This is a genomic window from Metamycoplasma phocicerebrale (assembly GCF_003383595.3).
In the GTDB taxonomy this organism is placed as follows: Bacteria; Bacillota_I; Bacilli_A; order Mycoplasmatales; family Metamycoplasmataceae; genus Metamycoplasma; species Metamycoplasma phocicerebrale.
Map to the genome: position 1 here is coordinate 183,330 of NZ_CP033058.2, position 21,092 is coordinate 204,421.

A 21,092-nucleotide genomic window follows, 5' to 3' on the forward strand; every position below is an offset into this window, starting at 1 on the left:
ATTATTAGTTTAATTAAAAAAAGTTGTATTTTTTATTAAAATAATTTTTAAGGTTTGCTCATTTTTTCTTTTTTATAAATATTAAAATTTATAAAATTCTTTACACAAAGTTTTCGCTTCTTTGATAATATTATGATTAATTATTATAAAATTAATTGTAATTATGATTAATAAAATTAAAAAAATACTAAAATTAGGTGCAATCACAACTTTTCCATTAATAGCTACTTCAATAGCTGTTGTTTCTTGTTCAAAAAACAAAATTAATTCTAAAAACAAATCTCAAGATTTTTATAATGTAAAAAATAAAATAGATAATTTAACTTGAAAAAATAATTTTTTATTAGCAAAAAAAATGGAAAGCAAAAACATTAACTATAAGGATCATACATATGAAACTTTTTTTGAATTTAGCATTGATGGGTTAGATGCTCTTAACAATATTGAAATAAATGAAAAAACAGAAAATCTTAAAAGTATAGAATCAAAAAATATAGATAAATACCAAACAGCATCTAAATATTTAAACAAAGATATTATCGACCTTATTGATTTATATAATAAAGACAAATCTGAAGATAATAAATTAATAATTATATTAAGGTCTCAAAAATTAGCTCCTCCAGAAAGTGCTATATTAGTTTGAGTTTGATTAACAGAAAAAAAATATTTAAATAATACTGGAAAAATTCAAGATTTAAAATATTATTCTTCTCTTAAAGTACCGATTTATGGGCATTGATTTTATAATGAAGAATATGATAAATCTAAAAAAAATAATAAGGTTTGAAAAATATTAAGTTATGTTGTGCCTTCTATAGCAATTGGTGGTTTAATAATGTATGTAGTTATAATGTTACTTATTAAAAGAAAAAAAACTTTTAAAATTAATAAATCTAAAAGAGAGGATAAAAAATAATGTATAGATTGTCAAATGATAAAAAACCCGTAATTTTTTCAGATGTGGATGGAACAATTTATAAAAACTTTGAATTAAAACCTGAAACATTAGATGATGTTAAATTTGCTATAAAGAATGGAGCAGATTTTAATATATGCACCGGAAACCCAATGCAAGAAAGAATTTTAGAATTATCAAAAAAAATGAGTGCGAGATATTTATTATGTTCTTCAGGTGGAGAAATATATGATGTTAAAGCTAAAAAAACTTTAAAAACTTGAACAATTAAATATGATTTTTTAAAAGATATATTAGAAGCAATTAAAGATCAAAAAATTCAAGTTATTTTTTGGGATCAAAATGATTATTTTTATTTAAAAGATTTAAAAGAATTTAATCAAGATATTTTTAAATATCACTTCATAAGCCAAAAGAATATTGATACTATTCCAAAAAAATGAAATGGAGAAAAAATTAATCCAATTAAAATTGAACTTTATTCAATAGAACATCCTCTTTCAAACACTTATCCCCAAGAAATGTTTAAATATATAAAACATATAAAAAATATAGAAGTAATAGTTACATTTTGCAATATAGAAATAAATGCAAAAAATGTAAATAAAGGTTTAGCTGTTAAATGATTGGTTGAAAATATATATAGTGATGAAAAAATAAATATTAATGATATTATGACTATAGGCGATAGTAATAATGATGTTCCTATGCTTAAATTAACAAATTATTCTTATGCTATGGCTAATTCAACTAAGCTGCCTTTAGAAGTAGCAAAATTATTTACAAGTGATGTAATACAAAACGGGTTAGGAGAAGCTATTCTTGATTACCTATATAGATACAAAAATTTAGCAAGAAAGCATATGCTGCATGAATTTTTAGAAGGAGATAAATAAAATGATACTTTCACGATTAGGAAAAAATTATGTTCTTAAGGCTAAAACATTAGATTATGCTTTGGATCCTAGAACTAATAAGAAAATAGATTTAGTTAAAATAGTAGAAGAAAAAAATGATTTAGTTTTATTTTTTAGTGACAATTTAAGCTTTGGAGAAATTGCCTCATGTATATTAGGTATGTTTGGTTTTCAAGATTATGTTAATATTCCTTGATTTAATTTAGATAATAAAATTGTTTGTCGTGATTGGATAAATAAAGAAAGAAATAACATTATTTTGGATTCGCCCATTTATCCTTATTTAAACTATGAAATAAAAATGAATAAAAGTTTTATTCTTTCAGTAATTTTAGTAGATTTTTCAATTATATCTTTTGAAATCGAAATACAAGAAATTAAAAATACTAATTTTATAGATTTTAAAGTAGATGGTATTGAATTAAAATCTGCTACTTTAATGGCTTTGAAAAAATTTAAAACTACTTATAATGATGAATGATTAATTGACAACCAAGCAATGACTGCTAAGATAGGGAAAGAATTAAGCCAAATTTTAGATAAAAAATTATTTAAACTTATAAGCGAAGAGGAAAGAGCCCCATTGTTTTCTACTGTTTCTTGACCAAGCGGCGAATACTTAGATTTATTAGAAAGACCAGATCTTTGCTCTATTCCTCAAAACTTAGAAATTTTTGAAACTAGAAAACACCCAGAAGAAGTTGAAATGGTAAAATATCTAGAAGAAGATGAAGAAAAAGAAAATAATTCAGATAATAATTTAGAAGAATTTGATCCTACTATAGATGATGTTTACAAGTTATTAAATATGGATATAGTAAAGCAAGAAAATCCTATATTAAATCAAATGTCTCCTGAAGAATTAATAGAGTTTGCTAAAAAGTTTAAAGAACAATTTAAAGGCATAGAAAAAAGTCAAAGAGAATTTTTAAAAAAAATAGTTGTAATGGCCAAAGAACAAGGTCTTACAATGGAAGAAGTTAAAGAAATACTAAAAGAACATTTAACAGAATTTTATAAGGAAGCTAAAGCAGCAGGAGCTAATCTTGGCGAACAGGATGCTGAACAAATTTTATCTGCTATGTTAGAAGTTTATGACGAAGAGCTTAATAATTATGAAAAAAAACAATCTAATAATAAAAGCAAAAAAAATAAGAAACTAGATAAAGAAGATGACGGGGAAATTAACTAATTAATGAAAAAATTTTCTATTAAGTTAAAAAACAAACTAGTTCTTAGTTTAGATTGAAATGAAATAAACGAAACTTTTGAAAATATAACTTTTTCAAAAGAATTTTCTTTTTTAAAAGAATTTAGATTATTTCAAAATGATGCACAACTAAATAGCATAATTCTTTTTGAAAATATTTTGCCAAAACAAAGAAGCAAAAAAATTCAAACAATTAACAAAAATTCATTAAATTATTATTTAAATGACTATGGTTTAAATTTAAATAATGCTTTTTGAATTTTACCATATGATAAACAAGATTTAAAATGAGAAGAAAACAATTATTTTCATAAATATAAATTAGATTTTACAAAAGCATTACTAAATACCTATATTTATCCCTCACCAAATATTTATACTGTTGGTGAAATGGAAAAATTTTGATTTTTTGATAAGGGGGAACTATTTTTAGCAAAAAAAGGAACACCCTTATCATATGATGTTCAAAGTGAATATTTAGCTTATCAAGTTATAAAAGAAGTATTTTCTGGCGAAAAACAAAAAATTATTGAATATAAACTTAGAAAAAATAAAAATGAATTATATTCAATAAGTAAAATTTTTACAAATGAAAACACTTCTTTTATTCCCTTATCATGACTAATAAATTATGATGAAACCAATAAAGTTAATATAATAAATCAAATGAAGAAAATTTATGGTAATGATGAATTAGAAGATTTAATGATTTTGGATGCTATTATTTTAAATATTGATAGACATTTAGGAAATATAGGAATTTTGGTTGATAATAATAATTTATCTAAGATAGATAACGCACCAATATTTGATAATGGAAAATCTTTAGTTTTTGATTATCCTTTATATAAAAGTTCTGCTTCTTTAGTATATTTAGAAAATTATTTAAATATTAAACCAAAGCTTTATAACAGTTTTAAAGAGCAATTTTTGGATAATGTACAACCTAGACATGCCAAATGGTATGAAAAACTAAAAAAATTTAAGTTTCAAAATGATTTTCGTATTAATTTAAATTTAAAATATTTAAATAAAGTTCAAGAAATATTTGATAAACAATTAAACGTTTTTAAAGAGATTTTAATAGAAAAAGAATATATATAAATTTATAACTCAAAATCAAGAGTTATATTTTTTAAATTTAAAAATAATATTAATATTAGTTTTATATAAATGAAACATTTATATTATTTTGAATTATTTCAATATAATTTTATTTATGAAAGAAAATATTGTAATTAAAGGTGCTCGTGAAAATAATTTAAAAAATATTAATTTAGAAATTCCAAGAAATAAGTTTGTTGTCTTTACCGGATTATCTGGTTCAGGAAAAAGTTCTCTTGCTTTTAATACAATTTATGAAGAGGGAAGAAGAAGATATGTAGATAGTCTATCTAATTATGCAAAGCAATTTTTAGGCGGCACTAAAAAACCAGATGTAGATGGTATTGAAGGGTTAAGCCCAGCCATTTCTATAGAACAAAAAACTGTGCATAATAATCCAAGAAGTATTGTTGGAACTGTTACAGAGATATATGATTATTTAAGACTTCTTTATGCTAGAATTGGTAAACCGTATTGTCCAACTCATAAAAAAGAAATTACAGCGCAAAAAAGTCGAGATATTATTGATCATGTTATTAAGCAAGAAATGGGGTCAACAATTTATATATTATCTCCAATTGTGATTAATCAAAAAGGTTCACATGCAACTATTTTATCCCGCTTAAAAAGAGATAATTTTTTAAGAGTATTAATTAATGACGAAGTTTTTGAATTAAAAAATGATATTCAACTTGATAAAAATAAAAAATGAAATATAGATTTAGTTATTCATAGATTTACATTAAATAATATTGAAGAAAAAAAATCAGAAATAGCAGAAGCTATTGAAATAGCCCTTGAACAATCTAATGGTTTAGTAACAATAGATGTTTTGGGCAAATCAAAAAATACTTATTCTATCCACCATAGTTGTGAACATGGCGATTTTGATATGCCGAAAATTGAGCCTAGACTATTTTCTTTTAATTCTCCTAATGGAATGTGTCCAAATTGTAAAGGTTTAGGACAATTGCAAAAAGCTTCTTGAGACTTAATATGTCCAGATAAAAATCTATCTATAGATGATGGGGCTATTTTGTTATTTAAAAATTTTATGTATACTTCAAATTTGGAATGACAAGAATTTGACAAATTATTAAATTTTTATTCTATCGATAGAAAAATACCAATTAAAGATTTAAGTGAATTTGATTTGAATATATTAAAATATGGTTCTGCCGAAGATATAACTTATTCTATTATTTCTGAGAGAGGAAATAAATATGAAAGATCAAAACATATTGAAGGTATTTGCGAACGTATTGAAAGAAAATACTTTGATACTTCTTCAAATGAAAATAGAATTTATTTTTCTAAATATTTAGTTGATGCTGAATGTCCTGAATGTAAGGGTAAAAGATTAAATAAGTATGCTTTGGCCACCAAAATTGAAAATTTAGATATTTATGAAATGTGTGACAAATCTATTGAAGAATTAAATGAAATTTTTAATAATATAAAAATGACAGATATAGAAAAAGAAATTAGTAATTTAATTTTAATTGAACTAAAACATAGAGTAGATTTTTTAATAAATGTAGGTCTTCAATATTTAACTCTTAATAGAAAAGCGGAAACACTATCAGGCGGAGAAGCTCAAAGAATTAGATTAGCAACTCAAATTGGAGCAAATTTGACTGGTGTTTTATATGTTTTGGATGAACCTTCAATAGGATTGCATCAAAAAGACAATGAAAAATTACTTAATTCATTAAGAAAAATGGTTGATATTGGAAATTCTTTAATTGTTGTTGAGCATGATGAGGATACCATAAGACAAGCAGATTTTATTGTTGATATTGGTCCTAAAGCAGGTGAACATGGGGGCGAAGTTGTTTGCGCTGGTTCTTTGGAAAATATTATAAATACTAAAAATAGTATTACAGGGCAATATTTGTCAGGTAATTTAAAAATAGAAGTTCCTAAAACAAGACGGAGCGGGAGTGGAAAAGTTCTAACTCTTAAGAATGCTTGTGTAAATAATTTAAAAAAAATAACAGTAAAATTTCCATTAGGAAAATTTATTGTTGTTACAGGAGTGTCTGGCTCTGGAAAATCTTCTTTAATTAATCAAGAATTAGCTTCAAGTCTTAATCAATTTTTAAATAATGCCAAATATGATTTTCGAGATGAACAAAAAATTACAGGTCAATTAAATATAGATAAATTGATAAAAGTTGATCAAAGTCCTATAGGTAGAACTCCTAGATCCAACCCGGCTACTTACACTAGTGTATTTGATGATATTAGAGAAATTTTTGCTAGCACAGAAGAAGCCAAAATTAGAGGCTTTAGTAAATCTAGATTTTCTTTTAACGTTTCTGGTGGAAGATGTGATAAGTGTGATGGAGATGGAGTTTTAAAAATAGAAATGCATTTTTTACCAGATGTTTATGTCACATGTGATCATTGTGATGGTCAAAGATATAACTATGAAACTTTGGAAGTAAAATATCATGGAAAAAATATAAGTGATGTTTTAAATATGACTATTGAGCAAGCTTATGTATTTTTTATTCAAAGATCTAAAATTAGAGAAAAATTGCAAACTTTAATGGATGTTGGTTTAGGTTATATTAAACTAGGACAAAATGCAACAACTTTATCAGGTGGAGAAGCTCAAAGAGTTAAATTAGCTACATATTTGCAAAAGAAACCTACAGGTAAATCTCTTTATATTTTAGATGAGCCTACTACTGGGTTGCATTCTTATGATGTTCAAAATCTTTTAAATGTTTTAAATAGAATTGTTGACAATGGAGACACAGTTATAGTAATTGAACATAATTTAGATGTTATAAAATGTGCTGATTATATAATAGATTTAGGCCCAGATGGTGGAAAAGCAGGAGGCCAAGTCGTAGCAACAGGCACTCCTGAACAAATTACTAAGGTAGAATATTCATATACAGGCCAATACATTAAAAAAATACTAAATAATTAATTTTTTAAAATATAATTTATATTATAAATTTTTGGTTTTATAAAACTTTATAAATAAGGAGGTGAAGATGCAACCAAAAGATTGAAATGGAATAAGTCTTCAATTAGGGCCAATTCATATTTATTCATTAACAATGATGCTTGGAATAATTAGTGCTATTTTAACAGTATTATATTTTTGAAGACGTGAAAAATATTCTTTTGAGCAGCTATCTATTTTAATTTTTATAGCATTGCCTACAGCTATAATTGGGGCTAGATTTGTTTTTGTTATACAACAATTAATAGAACACAAGGGATGAGCAAATGGGCCTTGATATCATGCTTTCTATATATGAGAAGGTGGATTATCAATTCATGGTGGGGTTATTACAGCAACAACATGTTGTATTATGTACATTATTTTTTCAAAAAACCCAAAAAAAATTGACTTGAAAAAAGCATTTTCAATAATTTTACCAGCAGTTTTGATAGGACAAGCTATAGGACGTTGAGGAAACTTTGCAAACCATGAAGTTTATGGTGGAGTAATGACTGAAAATTCATTAGCATTTAAAATTTTGCCACAACTAATAAGAGAACATATGTTTATAAATGGAAAATATCGTTTACCATTATTCTTGTATGAATCAATTGCAAATATAATTGGATACATAATTTTAGTTTGGATTTTGAATAATTACAATTGATTAAGACCTGGAACAACTGGATCACTATATATTTTATACTATGGTATAGTTCGTTTTGGAATGGAACCGCTACGTCAAGATAGTTATGCTATTTATAAAGTAATATCAGCATTATATATAATAGTTGGAATAGTCTTGTTGGTAATGTTTGAATTTATTATTAAATTAAATTACAATGTTTATAAAGTTTATAAATATCAAAATGAATCTACTCATAAATTATTTTACTTTATAGTTTATGAACCAAAAAAGAATAATAAGTTTTTGGGCAGCAAACATTTGGAAAAAATGTCTATTAAAGAACAAGATGAAATAAAAGCAAACGTTAGCGCCTAATTGCTAATGTTTCTTTTTTAAAATTGGAGGTATATTTATGCAAAATAAATATGATGTATTAATAATTGGCGGAGGGCCAGCAGGCTTAACAGCTGCTATTTATTTATCAAGAAATAATTTTAATGTCGCTTTTGTTGAAGGTTATGCTCCTGGTGGCAAAATGGTTTTACAATCTAAAATTGAAAATTATCCAGGTTTTGAATATGTATCTGGAATTGATTTATCATTAAAAATGCTTAATCAAGCTACAAAAAATGGGGCTAAGCAAATTTTTGGCAATGTTATTAATATCGAAAGTTTAAAAGAAAATGAAAAAAAAATAACTTTAGAAAATGGAGAAGAATACTTTGCTTCAACAGTTGTTATTGCAACAGGAATGAAAAATTTAGTTCCATTAGATGTAGAAAATATTGAAGAATTTAACAAAAAAGGAGTATCTTATTGCGCTATTTGTGATGGAGCGCTATATAAAGATCAACCCTGTGCCATAATTGGTGGCGGAAATTCGGCTTTTGAAGAATCTACTTATTTAGCTTCGACTGCGTCTGAAGTACATATTTTTGTAAGAGATGGAATTATTGCAGAAGCCAAATTAGTAGAAGATGCTAAAAAAAATAAAAATATATTTATTCATGAAAATTCTGTTATTAAAAAATTAATAGGAGAAGATAAATTGGAAAGTATTATTGTGGATATAAATGGAAAAGTTCAAGAAATGAATATTAAATGTGTTTTTCCTTATATAGGTTTTAAGCCTTCAACTTCTTTTATTAGTAATAAAAATATTTTGAATAATAAGGGTTTTATTATTGTCGATAAAAATATGGAAACAAAAGAAAAAAATATTTTTGCAATAGGAGATGTAATAGCAAAAGATATTAGACAAATTACTACTGCTACAAATGATGGTACTGTTGTTGCAAAAACTATATCATCAAGGATAAAAAAATAAATTATGATTAAGAAAAATGGTTTGTCAACTCTAATACCATTAAGTGCAACAGCATTAAGTGCGCTTACTTTTTCGTGTCAAAAACAAGAAGATAATAATGTTAGTATATTAATACCATTTAATGAAAGTGATAAAAATGATATTTTTAATGGTTTTCAAGAAGTAGTTAAAAAATTTAATAATCAATTAGATAAAAAATATGAAAAAAATAAATTAGTTTTAAGAACCACTTTCAATAAAAGAGATATAAATCATAAACTAAATTTAGAATTGCAAATTAAAGACAACAATACACCCTCAATTATAGTTGCTTACCCCTCAATTGTTTCTCTTATTAATTTTTATAATAGATTAATAGATTTAACTGAAATTGCCAATAAAAGTTCAATTTCTCAAAACATATTAGATTTTAATAATCGTTTGGGTATTGAAAACAATAAAAAAATTTATAGCTTACCAATGGGTTTGAGCTCTGAAGTATTAATAATTAATAAACAAATATTGGCCACTTTTTTATATTCACTTTATTGCTTTACAATAAAAAATAATATTAAAAATAATTTTATTTTAAATATTGATAAATCAACTTATATTAAGTCTATTATTGAACAATATTATAGTTTAAAAAATATAACTTCCCCTTTGTTAGATTTTAATTTAGAACAAGTTAAAAAATGAAACATAGTAATTGATGAAAATATTTTTAATTATCAAAGTAATTTAGAAAAATTTTCTAGTTTAATAAATATAACCTTAAAAAAAAGAAAATTTGATCTTATATTTATAAAGCATGTTGAAAATTACATTTATGAAACTATTTTTAAAGCTAACAATTCGGAGTATATTGGGTATTTTTTAAAATATATTAATAATAGAAAAATTGATTATAAATCTATATTTCAAAAAAATACTAGAGAAAATAAAATATTTGTAAATGCTATTTCTGCTTTTTATGAAAAAATAAAAGACAAAACTTTTAATTTAGAAAATTATGATATTACTACTCCTATAGAACAAATTAATAAACAATTATTCACAATCATAACATCTAGGATTTATAAATTTAAAGAAGATTTTTTTCAAAAGAAAAATAAAGATTTAATTTTTAAAAGTGTTCCCTTTAAGTATAATGAACATGAAACAAAAGGCTCTTATTTTCTACAAGGTCAATTTCTTTCTGCTATATCTTCAAGCATCAAAAGTAAAAATGAAGTTGTTAAAAAATTTATTTCTTGATTGTATGATGAAAAAAATATTCATTATTGAAAATTAGATAATAAAAAAATAAAAACTACTCCAATAGAGTTTTTAAGTTTAAAAATGGGTTATGTTTTTCCAACAAAACAATTTAAAAAAATATATGAGAAATATGAAAATAATAATAACAAAGCAAACAATCTTGCTTTAAATAATATAATTAATAATGAACTTGTTCCTTTTTTGGATTTAGTTGATTCTTCTAGTTCTAATTTTAGAAACTATTTAAGATTATCAATAATCAATTCTTTGATACCAAGTTCTAAAGAAAATCTTGAAACAAAGTTAGCTATTGAAAAATTTTTAAAATATTTATTAAATTTAATAAAGTAGGTTATATGAAAAATCAACAACAAAAATTATTCCCAAATTTTATGTTATTTTTAGAGGAAAAAAACAACATAAAATTTATTATTGAAAATAATAGCATTATTGCTGAAATAGGCACAGGCTTTGACAAGTTTAATGAAATAACTATTAAACTTATATCTCAAGCCCTAATAAATTTTTTTAAATCAAAAAATCTTAAGTTTTTAAAATTTTTAATAGCAAATGATGGTTCTAATAAATATATGCCTATTTTAGAGAAAAATATTGCTAATGTAATTTCATGCCAAGAAAATAAAGCCTATATTTTTAATAAACACGAACCTATTCATGAGGCTTTTTTAAAATTTAGTGCTGATTTAACAGATGATTTTTCAATTTCAATATTTTTAAGAAAATATGATAAGCAAAAATATGCTTTAAGTTTTTTTAATAAAAATAATGATTTTGTTCCAAATGAAGTTTTAAAAAATGTAATCGAAGAATATAAAAAAATAGAATTTTCTGATGTGGTGGAATTTGACGATGAGCCTGAGGAACTAGATTTTAAAAAAGTTTTAAATGAATATACCAAAAAAGTATTACAAAAGAATTTTACTTCAGGCGCTAATCACGTTTTAAAAATTGGAGTTATTAATACAAAACTTCAAAATTCTTTTGTAAAAAAAATATTAGGCAAAAATGATATTGCTTATACAATTTTGAATAATAGATTAAAAGAAGATAAACCTAAAAAAATTAAATATTCCTTAGTTTATTTATCAGTATTAAAAAACATAGAATATATTTTTAAATTTTCTTATGATTATCGAAAACTATATATTTATAAAAGAAATTATAGTAAAAAAATAACCATAGAATATGAGCTTTTAGATATTTCCGATTTAGTTGTAAATTATTTATCTTTTTTAAATAATTATGTTAATACTAATCAAGAATTTACTGAGTTAAGTAAAGTATTTAGTTCTAATTTTGTAAAAAAAGAAAATTTATCAAGTGTTTGCACTAGGTATAAACTAGAATATGCAAACAAATGAATTGTTAATTTTAAAAATATATATCCAAATAATGATGCAATTTATTTTGATGAAGCTTATCATTTATTAATTACAAATACTAAAAATTATGGTTATGATGCTTTTGTTTTATTATCTGTGTTTGTAGATATGTTTAATTATTATAAAACCCAAGATATGCATTACAACGACATAATAGATCAAAATTTAGATTTAATTAGCAAATTAATAATTACAGAATTTGAATATGACTGTGATACTACAAATGTTTCAGATTTTGAAACTAAATTATTTATTCAAGATAGTATTGCTCAAATTAAAGTTTTATCAATTGAAGATATAAAAAATTACTATAAAGACAATTATAAATATATTGCTAAATTTAATTTTAATGAAAAAGAATGAATGGGCCTTAAATATGACTTTAAAAATAAGAAAATTATTTTCACAATTCAAGAAACAATAAGCACTAAAGGTAATATGGCAAAAAAAATTAAAAAATACATGTCTAGATTTACTAAAAAATATGTAGTGCCACTATTGGATATATAAAAACACTTTATTCTATAATTTATTTAATAATTTATTTGATATATTTAGTTTAGACAAAATATTATAATAATAAATAAAACTAAATAAAAGTGTTCTTTTATGATATAAGAAAATTATATTTAAAAAACTAAGAATTATATTAGATAGGAATTTTAGAAATGGAAAATCGAGAAAAAAATAAATGTAAAATTCATACATTAAAGCAAAGAATAATGTTTAACATTAGAATACATATTGCCCAAAGCATTACTTGAAAAATAATTTTAATGGTAATAATAGCTTTAGGTGGTCTTGCTATCACAATAGCATCAAGCATATATTTTTCTGAAACACACAATTCACCATCAGGAAAAGCAGCAAAAATAGTACTTGCTATAATAGTTGGTATTATAGGAACAGCAGTATCATTGGCATTATTTTCTATTTTATTTGATTTTTTAATAGAACTTACCATCTCTCATAAATTAAAAAGTAGATTAATGCTTGAAAAATTATCAAAGGAAATAGAGCTAGAATCAAAATCTAAAAAGGAAATTAATTTAGATGTTCATTTAAATAATAATGATAATGAAAATAATTAAGAATATTTAATAATCTTATTAAATGTGTTTACTTAATTTAGTAATTTAAAAAATATTAAAATATGCTAGTATTTAGTTGAAAAATAAATATTTTGTTTATTTTTCTTATTTTTTTAAAAATAAGTTATAATTGTAAGGCATTGACACAGCATAATAATATTGCTTAAAAGTTTTTTCTTTGCGGCTAAATTTGAGAGTAAGTAAGCTGTAAACCGAAATCATTAGAGAAAAAAATATAGGTAAGAATTATTAATTTGTCTTTGCATATTGAAAGGAAAAATATGTCAAGATTTTTAGGGTCTATCTTCAAAAAATCAAGAAGATATGGAACATCACTTTTAGAAAACAATAAGGAATTTACAAAAGGCAAAAAAAGAACAACAGCACCAGGGCAACATGGAGCTAGAAGATCAAAACCTTCTGACTACCAATTACATATGTATGAAAAACAAAAAGTTAGATTTATGTATGGTTTAAATGAAAGACAATTTAAAAATTTATTTAATATTGCTGTTAGAAAAGAAGGTGTTACAGGTACTAATCTATTACAATTGGTAGAATCAAGATTAGATAACTTAGTTTTTAGAGCTGGTTTTGCTCGTACAAGAGCACAAGCAAGACAATTTGTTAATCATAATCATGTTATAGTAGATGGACATAAAGCAAATATTCCATCAATGCTTATTAAACCAGGATCAGTTATTGAAATTAAAGCTTCATTAGAAAATAATGCTAATGTTAAAGATGCTTTAGAAGTAATGCAAACTGCTCAATGATTAAGTCGTGAAAATAATAAAGTAACCTTTACTAGATTACCCGAAAGAAATGAATTTGCAAAAGAAATTGATGAATCATTAATTGTTGAATACTACAACAGACGTTAATTGTATAAAAAAAATTTCCCAAACAAACGGGAAGTTTTTTATTACTTTTTTTAATTAGAATTTTCAATATCAAAAATAACTTTTTCAATATTTGTTATTAGTACATTATGAACAAAAAAATGTGTGTGTGAGTTTTTATCCAAAAATGATTCATTTGCTTTTTTTAAATTAATTATCATATTTTCATATAGGTTAGCAATAGCTCCTAAATTACCCTTAATTAAAGGTGTATTTAATAAATAATTTAATTCTTTTTCTGCTATATAAGGATCAACAAAAACAAAGTAAGGCTCAAAAGTGTTATCTATATTTTTATTCAATGTAATCAAAGAACCACCTAAACCATCTTTATTTATTATTTGAATTAAATTTTTTAATTCTTTAAGTTTTATTTGACTAAAATATGAAGAATTTATTATTGATTTTATTATCTCATCTTCTTTATTATATTCTTCTTTAAAAAGCTTATTTGAAGTTATAAAAAACTCACCAGGTTCGATATAAGTATCTTGTAATTTCTCATCTTCTTTTTTTAAATAATCAGCCAAAGAAATGGAATTAAAAAATTTTTTATTCGAAATTCTTTTATATAAAACGAAATCTCCTATATCAACCATTGGTATAATTGAAAAATTGTCTAATTCGTCTATTGGACTTAATAATTTTGTGCAAAGCATATATCACCTCAAAATAAAAACCACAAGACACTGCACTTCTCGATATGGCTGCTATATTTCTATCCTGACCAGTTTACAAGGTTGCTGTTCTCATGGCTTAATTATTATACTATAAATATTTTATGATAATTTAATTTATTTATACTTAGCTTAATAAATTATTTTGTCATTGTACTTGTATTATGTATTAATTTTTGTAATTTTATTTAAATGTTATAGAAATGAAAACAATTATTTTTTTATTTTAATTTAAATATCAAGTATTAAATTAATAGACCTTAAAATATAAATCAAATTTTAAGGTGCTATAATTTTTTTAATAAATATGCAATTAAATGAATTATTATGTAGTTAATTAATAGGAGAATTATGAAAAAAAGTAAAAAAATATTAATTAGTTTAGGGTTATTGACCCCTATGGCAACAATAATACCAATGTTATCAGTATCTTGTAAAAAACCAAAAGATAGTGGCAAAGACAATAAAAATAACCATGAGAAAGATAAGGAAGACAATAATAAAAAAGATGATCAAAACAATCATGAAAATGATTCAAAAGAAGATGAACACAATAATGATTTAAATGAAGCTGAGGAAACCAAGAATCTAGAATCTTTTTTTGCAACAATTGATAATTAATGAAAAAAATTTATTTTTAAATAAAAAGAAAACATTAGAAAATTTTAATGAAAATGAATTTAAAGGGAAATTTATTTCTTCCTTAAAATTAAATACTGAAATTGAAGTTATTAATTATAAATTTAAAAAGGATATTAAAAAAGGAGAAATTATTGTATCTTTTAATCTAAAGAAATTACTAAAGAATAAAAAAGATATTACAACCAAAACACCAAAAATTATAAAAATAATTGGATTTGCAATACCTAAAAATGAATATGAAAACTTGACTTTAGAACAATTTAATTCTTTAGTTGAAACAAAAACTAATAGAATAACACCCTCAATAAATAAAGAAATAGTAAAAAAACAAATATTAGCTTCAGAAATTAGCCCAAAAGATTTATTTTTTTCTGAGGAATTAGAAAATTCAAAAATTGTTCCAATTTATAGCTTACAAGTAGATGTTGCAAATGGGAGTATACTTATTAAATATTATTTTCAAGCCGAATATATAGATTCATTAGGTGTTTCTACATTAATTAAGACTAAGACGTTCTTTAATAATTAATGGCTTTAAAAATGATTTAGATGTAATTAACGAATCTATTGATGAAGTTGAATTAAAAGATTTAAATGAATCAAATTTAAAATATTTGCCGTCAGAATATAAAAAAATGATTACAAAAGAAGCTTTTTTGGGTCTTGATTTAAATTATGAATTTAATTATAATGTTAAAGATGATGATGCAAAAGGCACTTTGGAAATTCAATATTATTATGTAGATAAAAGAACAAATAAACAATCGAATTTAATAACTAAAAAAATTAAAAATTTAGATGATTTAAAAACTAGAAATGTTCGAAATGAACAACAAAGAATAAATGAAGAATTTGAAAAATATAGCATAAATGATATGCTTCATGTAAGAAAAGAAGAAAAATTATTTTCTGAAATTAAGAAAGAAGATTTTTCTATATCATTAGATCAAGCTGAATTGGTAATAGATAAATTAACTTTTTATAATAAAAAAGATCCATATTTGTATGTTGGATATTATTTTAGAAGTTTAAAAGAAGGATATGAAAATTTAAAAACAGAAACTAAATATGTTTATATTTATGGTTTTAAAAAACAAAATTATTATGATAGGGATTTAGAAATAAAAAATCAAGAAGACCTAGATTCTATATTGTCATCTATATACATAGATATAGAAGATAAAAATCCTTTTACTAAATCAAGCCGCTATTCAAGTCAAGTTAAAGACCTAAAAGATTTAAATATAAATAACGAAAATGAAAATGTGGTAGTTAAAATTAAACAAATTATTCCCGATGAAATTGATGGAGAATTAAATATAGAAGTATATTTAGAAGATAAAAGAACTAAAAAAACTTCAATAAAAACCAAATTTTATAAAATCAGTGGTTATAAAAAATTTGAAATTAATGACGAAAGTAAAGAAAAAAAGAGATTGAACGGTTTAGGCAAAAATTCAATAAAACATTTTTCTTTAAAAAATGAATATTCATATAAAAAACTTCCTTCAGAAATTACAAAAGAAGACTTTAATATTTATAAAGATAATAATAGTGAAGTCGAAATAATAGGTTTTTCTGATGTGAATGATTATAAAGGTTGATTATGAGTTAAATTTAAAGTTAAATCAAAACAATATAAATTTAAAAATGTTTATTCAAAAGAATATGGATTCTGATTCTATACTCCTTATAATGCATCTAATTATTTAGATGATACTAAAAGGGAATTAGAAAAGAAAATAAATAATAATTCAATATCTTATAGTTATGAACTTTATGAAAATATAGATAAGAACAAAGAAAATACATTACCTTCTGCAATAAAAAATAAATATTTAAATATAACTTTTAGTGAACAAAAATATTCATTATATAAAATACAATTATATCCAAATGATTTAGAAGGAACTCTTAGAGTTGAATTTAGTGTAAATATGCATGATAATAAATTAAATGAAAATATATTTACATACAATACAATAAGTTTTACAATTTCAGGTCTTTTATCAACAAAAAAAGCTCTTAAAAATCAAGAACAACAAATTATTGATAGTTTGAACAAAGATGATGATATAGTTATACTTAACAATATTGAAAATTTAGATGAAAAAAATATTAATCAAATAACAAAAGATGATTTTGTAATTAATCCAAATAAAGGAGAAAAAATTGCCAAAGTAAAATTAATTATAATTAGCTTAAATATAAATAAAGATAGTATTGACTTTTCTTATTATTTACAAAAAGAATTGCCTAACATTGAAACGATTCATTCTGAAATAATTACTAAAAAAATTAAATTATTATCAAATGATGAAAAAATAATTTATAACATGAATAAACTTAAAGTTCCTTTAAATTCTAAATACATTAAACCTGGTATTTACACAAGAGAACAAGTTGAAAGTATTTTTTGAAATACTGATGAAGCAGCTAAAATGTTAAATATATTTCAATTTATCAAAGAAAATAATTACATTTTAAAAATCAAAAAAATGAGTTTTGAAAAATTATGATACATTTTTGATAAAGGAAATTACACCATAGATTATAGATTTTCTCTTTTATCAAAAGATAAAAAAATAGAATCAAAAGATTTTGAAGGCAAAATTTCAATAAAAACTATTATGACTAAAAGAAATATTTTAAGAAATTTAAAATCTTCCATTTCCTTTTCATTTAAAAATGAATTAAATAATAATTATACGAAACTAAAAGAACAATTTAAAAAGGGGCAAGCCGAATTTAATGTTTTCTTTAAAGCAAATATAGAATTAAATGAACGCTTTATTTTTGACAAAGAGCTTAATAAAAATATTGATTATTCAATAGTTTCTATTAATGAAGAAAAAAATATTGTTATTATAAGAGGTGATATTCATTATTATGGCCTAGAATTTGCTATTGATTTTACATATTCAATGTCAAATTAAATATTTTAAAAATAATTTAAAAAATTTTTAAAATTATATAATATAAGCAAAATTAAAAAAACAAAAAACATTTTATATTTATATTTAATTAGGAGAAATTATTATGAGCAAAAAAGCTTTAAAAATTACAGGTATCGTTTTAGGTACAGCAGTAGTAGTTGCTGGTTTAGCTACCATTCCTTATATTGTTCAACGTGAAATAAATAAAAATAGAAAATCACCTATTGAACAAAAAAATATAGAATTAAATAAATTAGCTAATGGTATAGCAGATGCAAAAGTTAAAAAAAGTTTTAGCGAAGAAGATAAGAAATTTAAAGAACAATACAAAAAAGATAGTTCAAAAATTATCACAAAAATCTTAAGTGACAAAAAATTAATGGACGCTATTGGAAAAGCAGAAGAAGCAAAAGTTAAAGAATATTATCAAGAAGCTTTGGATGTTTTATCAAATATTATTGTTGACATACAATTAAATTTATTAAAAGCTTATAAAACAAATCCAAAAGAAAACAAAATTTCAGATGGATTGGCAGCATTAAAAAAATATTTAACAAAAGAAAAATTACAAGAAATAGTTAGATCTAAGAATGGAATAGCTGATTTTGTTGTGGAATTTGGTAAAAAAGTTGGTGGATACGCTAAAACAATTTTTAATGTATTAAAACAAAAAGAATCAACAAAAAAAATAACCAAAATTAATGATTTAATTGAGGCTATAGATAAAAAATTTACAGGAAAAGACAATGTCTTTGTACAATCATCTAAGAAATTGAAAGAATTTGATTTTAGTAGTGTGGAATTACATGGATATGAAAAAACTTTTAAAAAATTAGTTGCAATTATTACAGAAGCTAAACAAGATGCAATTAATGTTTTAAACTCTGTTGGATTATCAAAAGAAGAAATAGAAGTTGTAAAAAGTGAGATTAAACCTTATTATGAAATGTTACAAACAGGTTTAAATTCTTCAATTGATTTATTTCAAAAATCATTAAAGAGTTTAGCCAAAGTTCTTGAAACTTTAAAATAGTTATTATAAAAATAAAACATAGGGGTATATGGATGCCTTTATGTTTTTGTTAATTTAATATATTTAATATTAAAGATATGTATATGGAGAATTATGAAAAAGAAAAGAAAATTAATTTTATTGTCTACTGTTTTGACTTCTTTCACAGTTATTTTACCTAGCATTTTAATATCATGCAATGATAGCAAAAAAATTAAATATTTAAAAAAAGAAATTACAAAAAAAACCAGTTTAATAAAACCTATTTTGAAATCTAACATAAAAAAAGATCATATTCTTCCTTCAAAAGTTAATTTTAATGATATATATTTTAATTCATTGCCTGATAAAACTTACTTAAGGACAAAAGGCCCTTTAATTGCAAATGATATTAAAGGTGAGTTAACAGTAAATTATTATTTTGAATTTGAATTTGTTGATAATAGTAAAAAGATAAATTGAATTAAAACTGATATTTTTTCAAAAACAATAAGAGGGTTTAAAAATTTATATACCGATTTAAATAATGAAATAGATAAAGTAGTTTTGGAAATTAGTGAGGACCAAAAAGAAAAACAATTACCTTCCGAATTTGTAAAAAATCTAGATAATTTTATTTTTAAAAATATATCAAAACAATTTCAATTTAATACAAAATTTTATGAAGATAATAACAGAGGTACAATTAATGTAGAAATGTCTTATACTAATTTGAAAACTAAAATAACTTCAAAAATCATAAATAAAAAATTTTTTGGTTTTGAAACTATACAAAAAAGAGAATTAAGAATAAAACAAGAAAAAGAAAATGAGTTTAATAGATTAGAAAAATTATTGGAAAATTTAATTTTTGAATATGATGGCTATGATTCCTTAAGTAGACCCATTGATGATATTAGATTGAATGATTTTAAAACTAATTTATCTTCTAATTCGGAGGCACAAATAGTAGAATCTGAAATTTCTGTTTATGATAAGTTTAAGGGAACTCTCACTTTTAAACTATATTTAAGATCTACTAAAAAGGGATTAGAAGAGATTCAAACGAAAACTATTAGAACATTTATTATAGGCGGCTTCGCTAAAGATAAAGAATTATTTTATCAATCATTATATAACGAATTTATTAACTCACAAGAATTCAAAAATTATCAACAAAAAATTAAAGATAATTTAGAATCAAATAAAATAGATGAAGAATTAAAAAACATAATTAAAAATAAAGAACAAGTTATAAAAGCAACAAAAGATGAATATAAAAAATTAAGTGAAAGTATAGAAAAAACTTTTTTAGAGTCAGCTAAAACTTCAATTGAAATTTTTATGCAATTTTCACAAGATACAGAATTAATCACAAAAATTTATAAGCATTTAAATAATATGTTAATTAATACAAATGAATATTTATTAAATAATTTATTATTTGCAGCAAAAGATGAAAAGCAAAAGGGATTTTTAGCATTTAAAAATATTATTTCTCGTCAAATTACTGCCGCTACAACAGGAGTTTGAGCCCAAAAAATATTTGAAAATGTTGGTATTGGATTTAGCGATTTTACTGAATTAATAAACATTTTATTGTTTAATTTAAAACAACAAAAAACTTTTTTAAAAGACAATAATTCTAAATATAACAAAATTAAAGATTTAACTATTAATCATTTAAAATTTATAGTTGATTACTTCACTAATTTAAAATGAAATTATTTAATTCATGGAGCAGAGCCTGCACAACCCTTATATGATGACACTCCATTTGATACAAAAAATAGAAGAGCTGGAAAAATTCAGTTAACACTTGGAGGGGGATGAAACATATTGTTTGACACTGAAAAATTTTATATTAAAAAGTATTTAAATAAAAATACTGATGGTACTTTTGAAAATAGAATTGATCTCAAATTTAAATTAGAACAATTAGTTTTAAGCAATGACATTAATGAAAATGAGAGCAATGATTTATATGATTCATTAACAAAAATAATTTCGCCTTTTACAACATTAATTGATGTCTACAATCAAAAAATATATAAAACTTTAAAAAATGATTTGTTTTCAGCTTTAACTAAAATTAATAGTTCAAAATAAAAATAAAATATTTTTAACTAAAAAAATTTTTT

At 22.7% G+C, this 21,092-nt stretch carries 17 protein-coding genes and 1 other RNA gene; 16 read left to right on the forward strand and 2 right to left on the reverse strand.

From position 1 onward, the window contains the following. Window positions 1-163: 163 nt before the first annotated feature. From DMC14_RS05755 to rpsD, 11 genes are all read left to right on the forward strand, one after another. Complete coding sequence (locus DMC14_RS05755; RefSeq protein WP_116171924.1) at window positions 164-919, forward strand: hypothetical protein; 756 nt, start codon at window positions 164-166, stop codon at window positions 917-919. Further along, the gene (locus DMC14_RS05760; protein ID WP_116171925.1) at window positions 919-1,815 is read left to right on the forward strand and encodes an HAD-IIB family hydrolase; all 897 of its coding nucleotides are present in this window, start codon (window positions 919-921) and stop codon (window positions 1,813-1,815) included. The genes DMC14_RS05755 and DMC14_RS05760 overlap by 1 nt, the downstream gene beginning before the upstream one ends. 1 nt (window position 1,816) lies before the next feature. After that, a complete protein-coding gene (locus DMC14_RS05765) occupies window positions 1,817-3,028 on the forward strand; it encodes a hypothetical protein (protein WP_116171926.1) in 1,212 nt (403 codons plus the stop codon). A gap of 3 nt (window positions 3,029-3,031) precedes the next feature. Continuing rightward, window positions 3,032-4,150, forward strand: coding sequence for a HipA domain-containing protein (locus DMC14_RS05770; RefSeq protein WP_116171927.1), 1,119 nt, complete (start codon window positions 3,032-3,034; stop codon window positions 4,148-4,150). A 115-nt stretch (window positions 4,151-4,265) separates the two neighbouring features. Then, a complete protein-coding gene (gene uvrA / locus DMC14_RS00750) occupies window positions 4,266-7,094 on the forward strand; it encodes an excinuclease ABC subunit UvrA (protein ID WP_116171986.1) in 2,829 nt (942 codons plus the stop codon). A gap of 67 nt (window positions 7,095-7,161) precedes the next feature. Beyond that, window positions 7,162-8,118 (forward strand): prolipoprotein diacylglyceryl transferase, encoded by a 957-nt coding sequence (gene lgt / locus DMC14_RS05775; RefSeq protein WP_116171928.1) that lies wholly within the window; start codon window positions 7,162-7,164, stop codon window positions 8,116-8,118. 37 nt (window positions 8,119-8,155) lie between these two features. Continuing rightward, window positions 8,156-9,070, forward strand: coding sequence for an NAD(P)/FAD-dependent oxidoreductase (locus tag DMC14_RS00760; protein ID WP_116171929.1), 915 nt, complete (start codon window positions 8,156-8,158; stop codon window positions 9,068-9,070). Window positions 9,071-9,073: 3 nt separating this feature from the next. Beyond that, entirely contained in the window at window positions 9,074-10,660 is a 1,587-nt protein-coding gene (locus tag DMC14_RS05780) for a hypothetical protein (RefSeq protein WP_116171930.1), read from the forward strand. Window positions 10,661-10,665: 5 nt separating this feature from the next. Then, window positions 10,666-12,222, forward strand: coding sequence for a hypothetical protein (locus DMC14_RS05785; protein ID WP_116171931.1), 1,557 nt, complete (start codon window positions 10,666-10,668; stop codon window positions 12,220-12,222). 158 nt (window positions 12,223-12,380) lie between these two features. Next, window positions 12,381-12,803: a hypothetical protein gene (locus DMC14_RS00775; protein WP_116171932.1), complete on the forward strand. Its 423-nt coding sequence runs from the start codon at window positions 12,381-12,383 to the stop codon at window positions 12,801-12,803. Window positions 12,804-13,084: 281 nt separating this feature from the next. Beyond that, window positions 13,085-13,687, forward strand: coding sequence for a 30S ribosomal protein S4 (gene rpsD, locus DMC14_RS00780; RefSeq protein WP_116171933.1), 603 nt, complete (start codon window positions 13,085-13,087; stop codon window positions 13,685-13,687). 50 nt (window positions 13,688-13,737) lie between these two features. Here the strand turns inward: rpsD and DMC14_RS00785 are convergent, their stop codons facing one another. After that, the gene (locus DMC14_RS00785) at window positions 13,738-14,364 is read right to left on the reverse strand and encodes a hypothetical protein (protein ID WP_116171934.1); all 627 of its coding nucleotides are present in this window, start codon (window positions 14,362-14,364) and stop codon (window positions 13,738-13,740) included. An 8-nt stretch (window positions 14,365-14,372) separates the two neighbouring features. Then, an RNA gene (gene ffs / locus DMC14_RS00790) (signal recognition particle sRNA small type) lies at window positions 14,373-14,468 on the reverse strand. A gap of 265 nt (window positions 14,469-14,733) precedes the next feature. Between ffs and DMC14_RS00795 the strand changes: the two genes are divergently transcribed. The 5 genes from DMC14_RS00795 (at window position 14,734) to DMC14_RS05795 (ending at window position 21,060) form a co-directional block, all read left to right on the forward strand. Continuing rightward, the gene (locus tag DMC14_RS00795; protein ID WP_116171935.1) at window positions 14,734-15,003 is read left to right on the forward strand and encodes a hypothetical protein; all 270 of its coding nucleotides are present in this window, start codon (window positions 14,734-14,736) and stop codon (window positions 15,001-15,003) included. Next, the gene (locus tag DMC14_RS00800) at window positions 14,984-15,553 is read left to right on the forward strand and encodes a hypothetical protein (RefSeq protein ID WP_137412652.1); all 570 of its coding nucleotides are present in this window, start codon (window positions 14,984-14,986) and stop codon (window positions 15,551-15,553) included. The genes DMC14_RS00795 and DMC14_RS00800 overlap by 20 nt, the downstream gene beginning before the upstream one ends. 106 nt (window positions 15,554-15,659) lie before the next feature. Then, on the forward strand, window positions 15,660-17,960 hold the full coding sequence (locus DMC14_RS05790) for a lipoprotein 17-related variable surface protein (RefSeq protein WP_127922954.1): 2,301 nt from the start codon (window positions 15,660-15,662) through the stop codon (window positions 17,958-17,960). 103 nt (window positions 17,961-18,063) lie between these two features. Continuing rightward, complete coding sequence (locus tag DMC14_RS00810) at window positions 18,064-18,993, forward strand: hypothetical protein (protein ID WP_116171938.1); 930 nt, start codon at window positions 18,064-18,066, stop codon at window positions 18,991-18,993. A gap of 93 nt (window positions 18,994-19,086) precedes the next feature. Then, entirely contained in the window at window positions 19,087-21,060 is a 1,974-nt protein-coding gene (locus tag DMC14_RS05795) for a hypothetical protein (protein WP_175393434.1), read from the forward strand. Window positions 21,061-21,092: the final 32 nt, after the last annotated feature.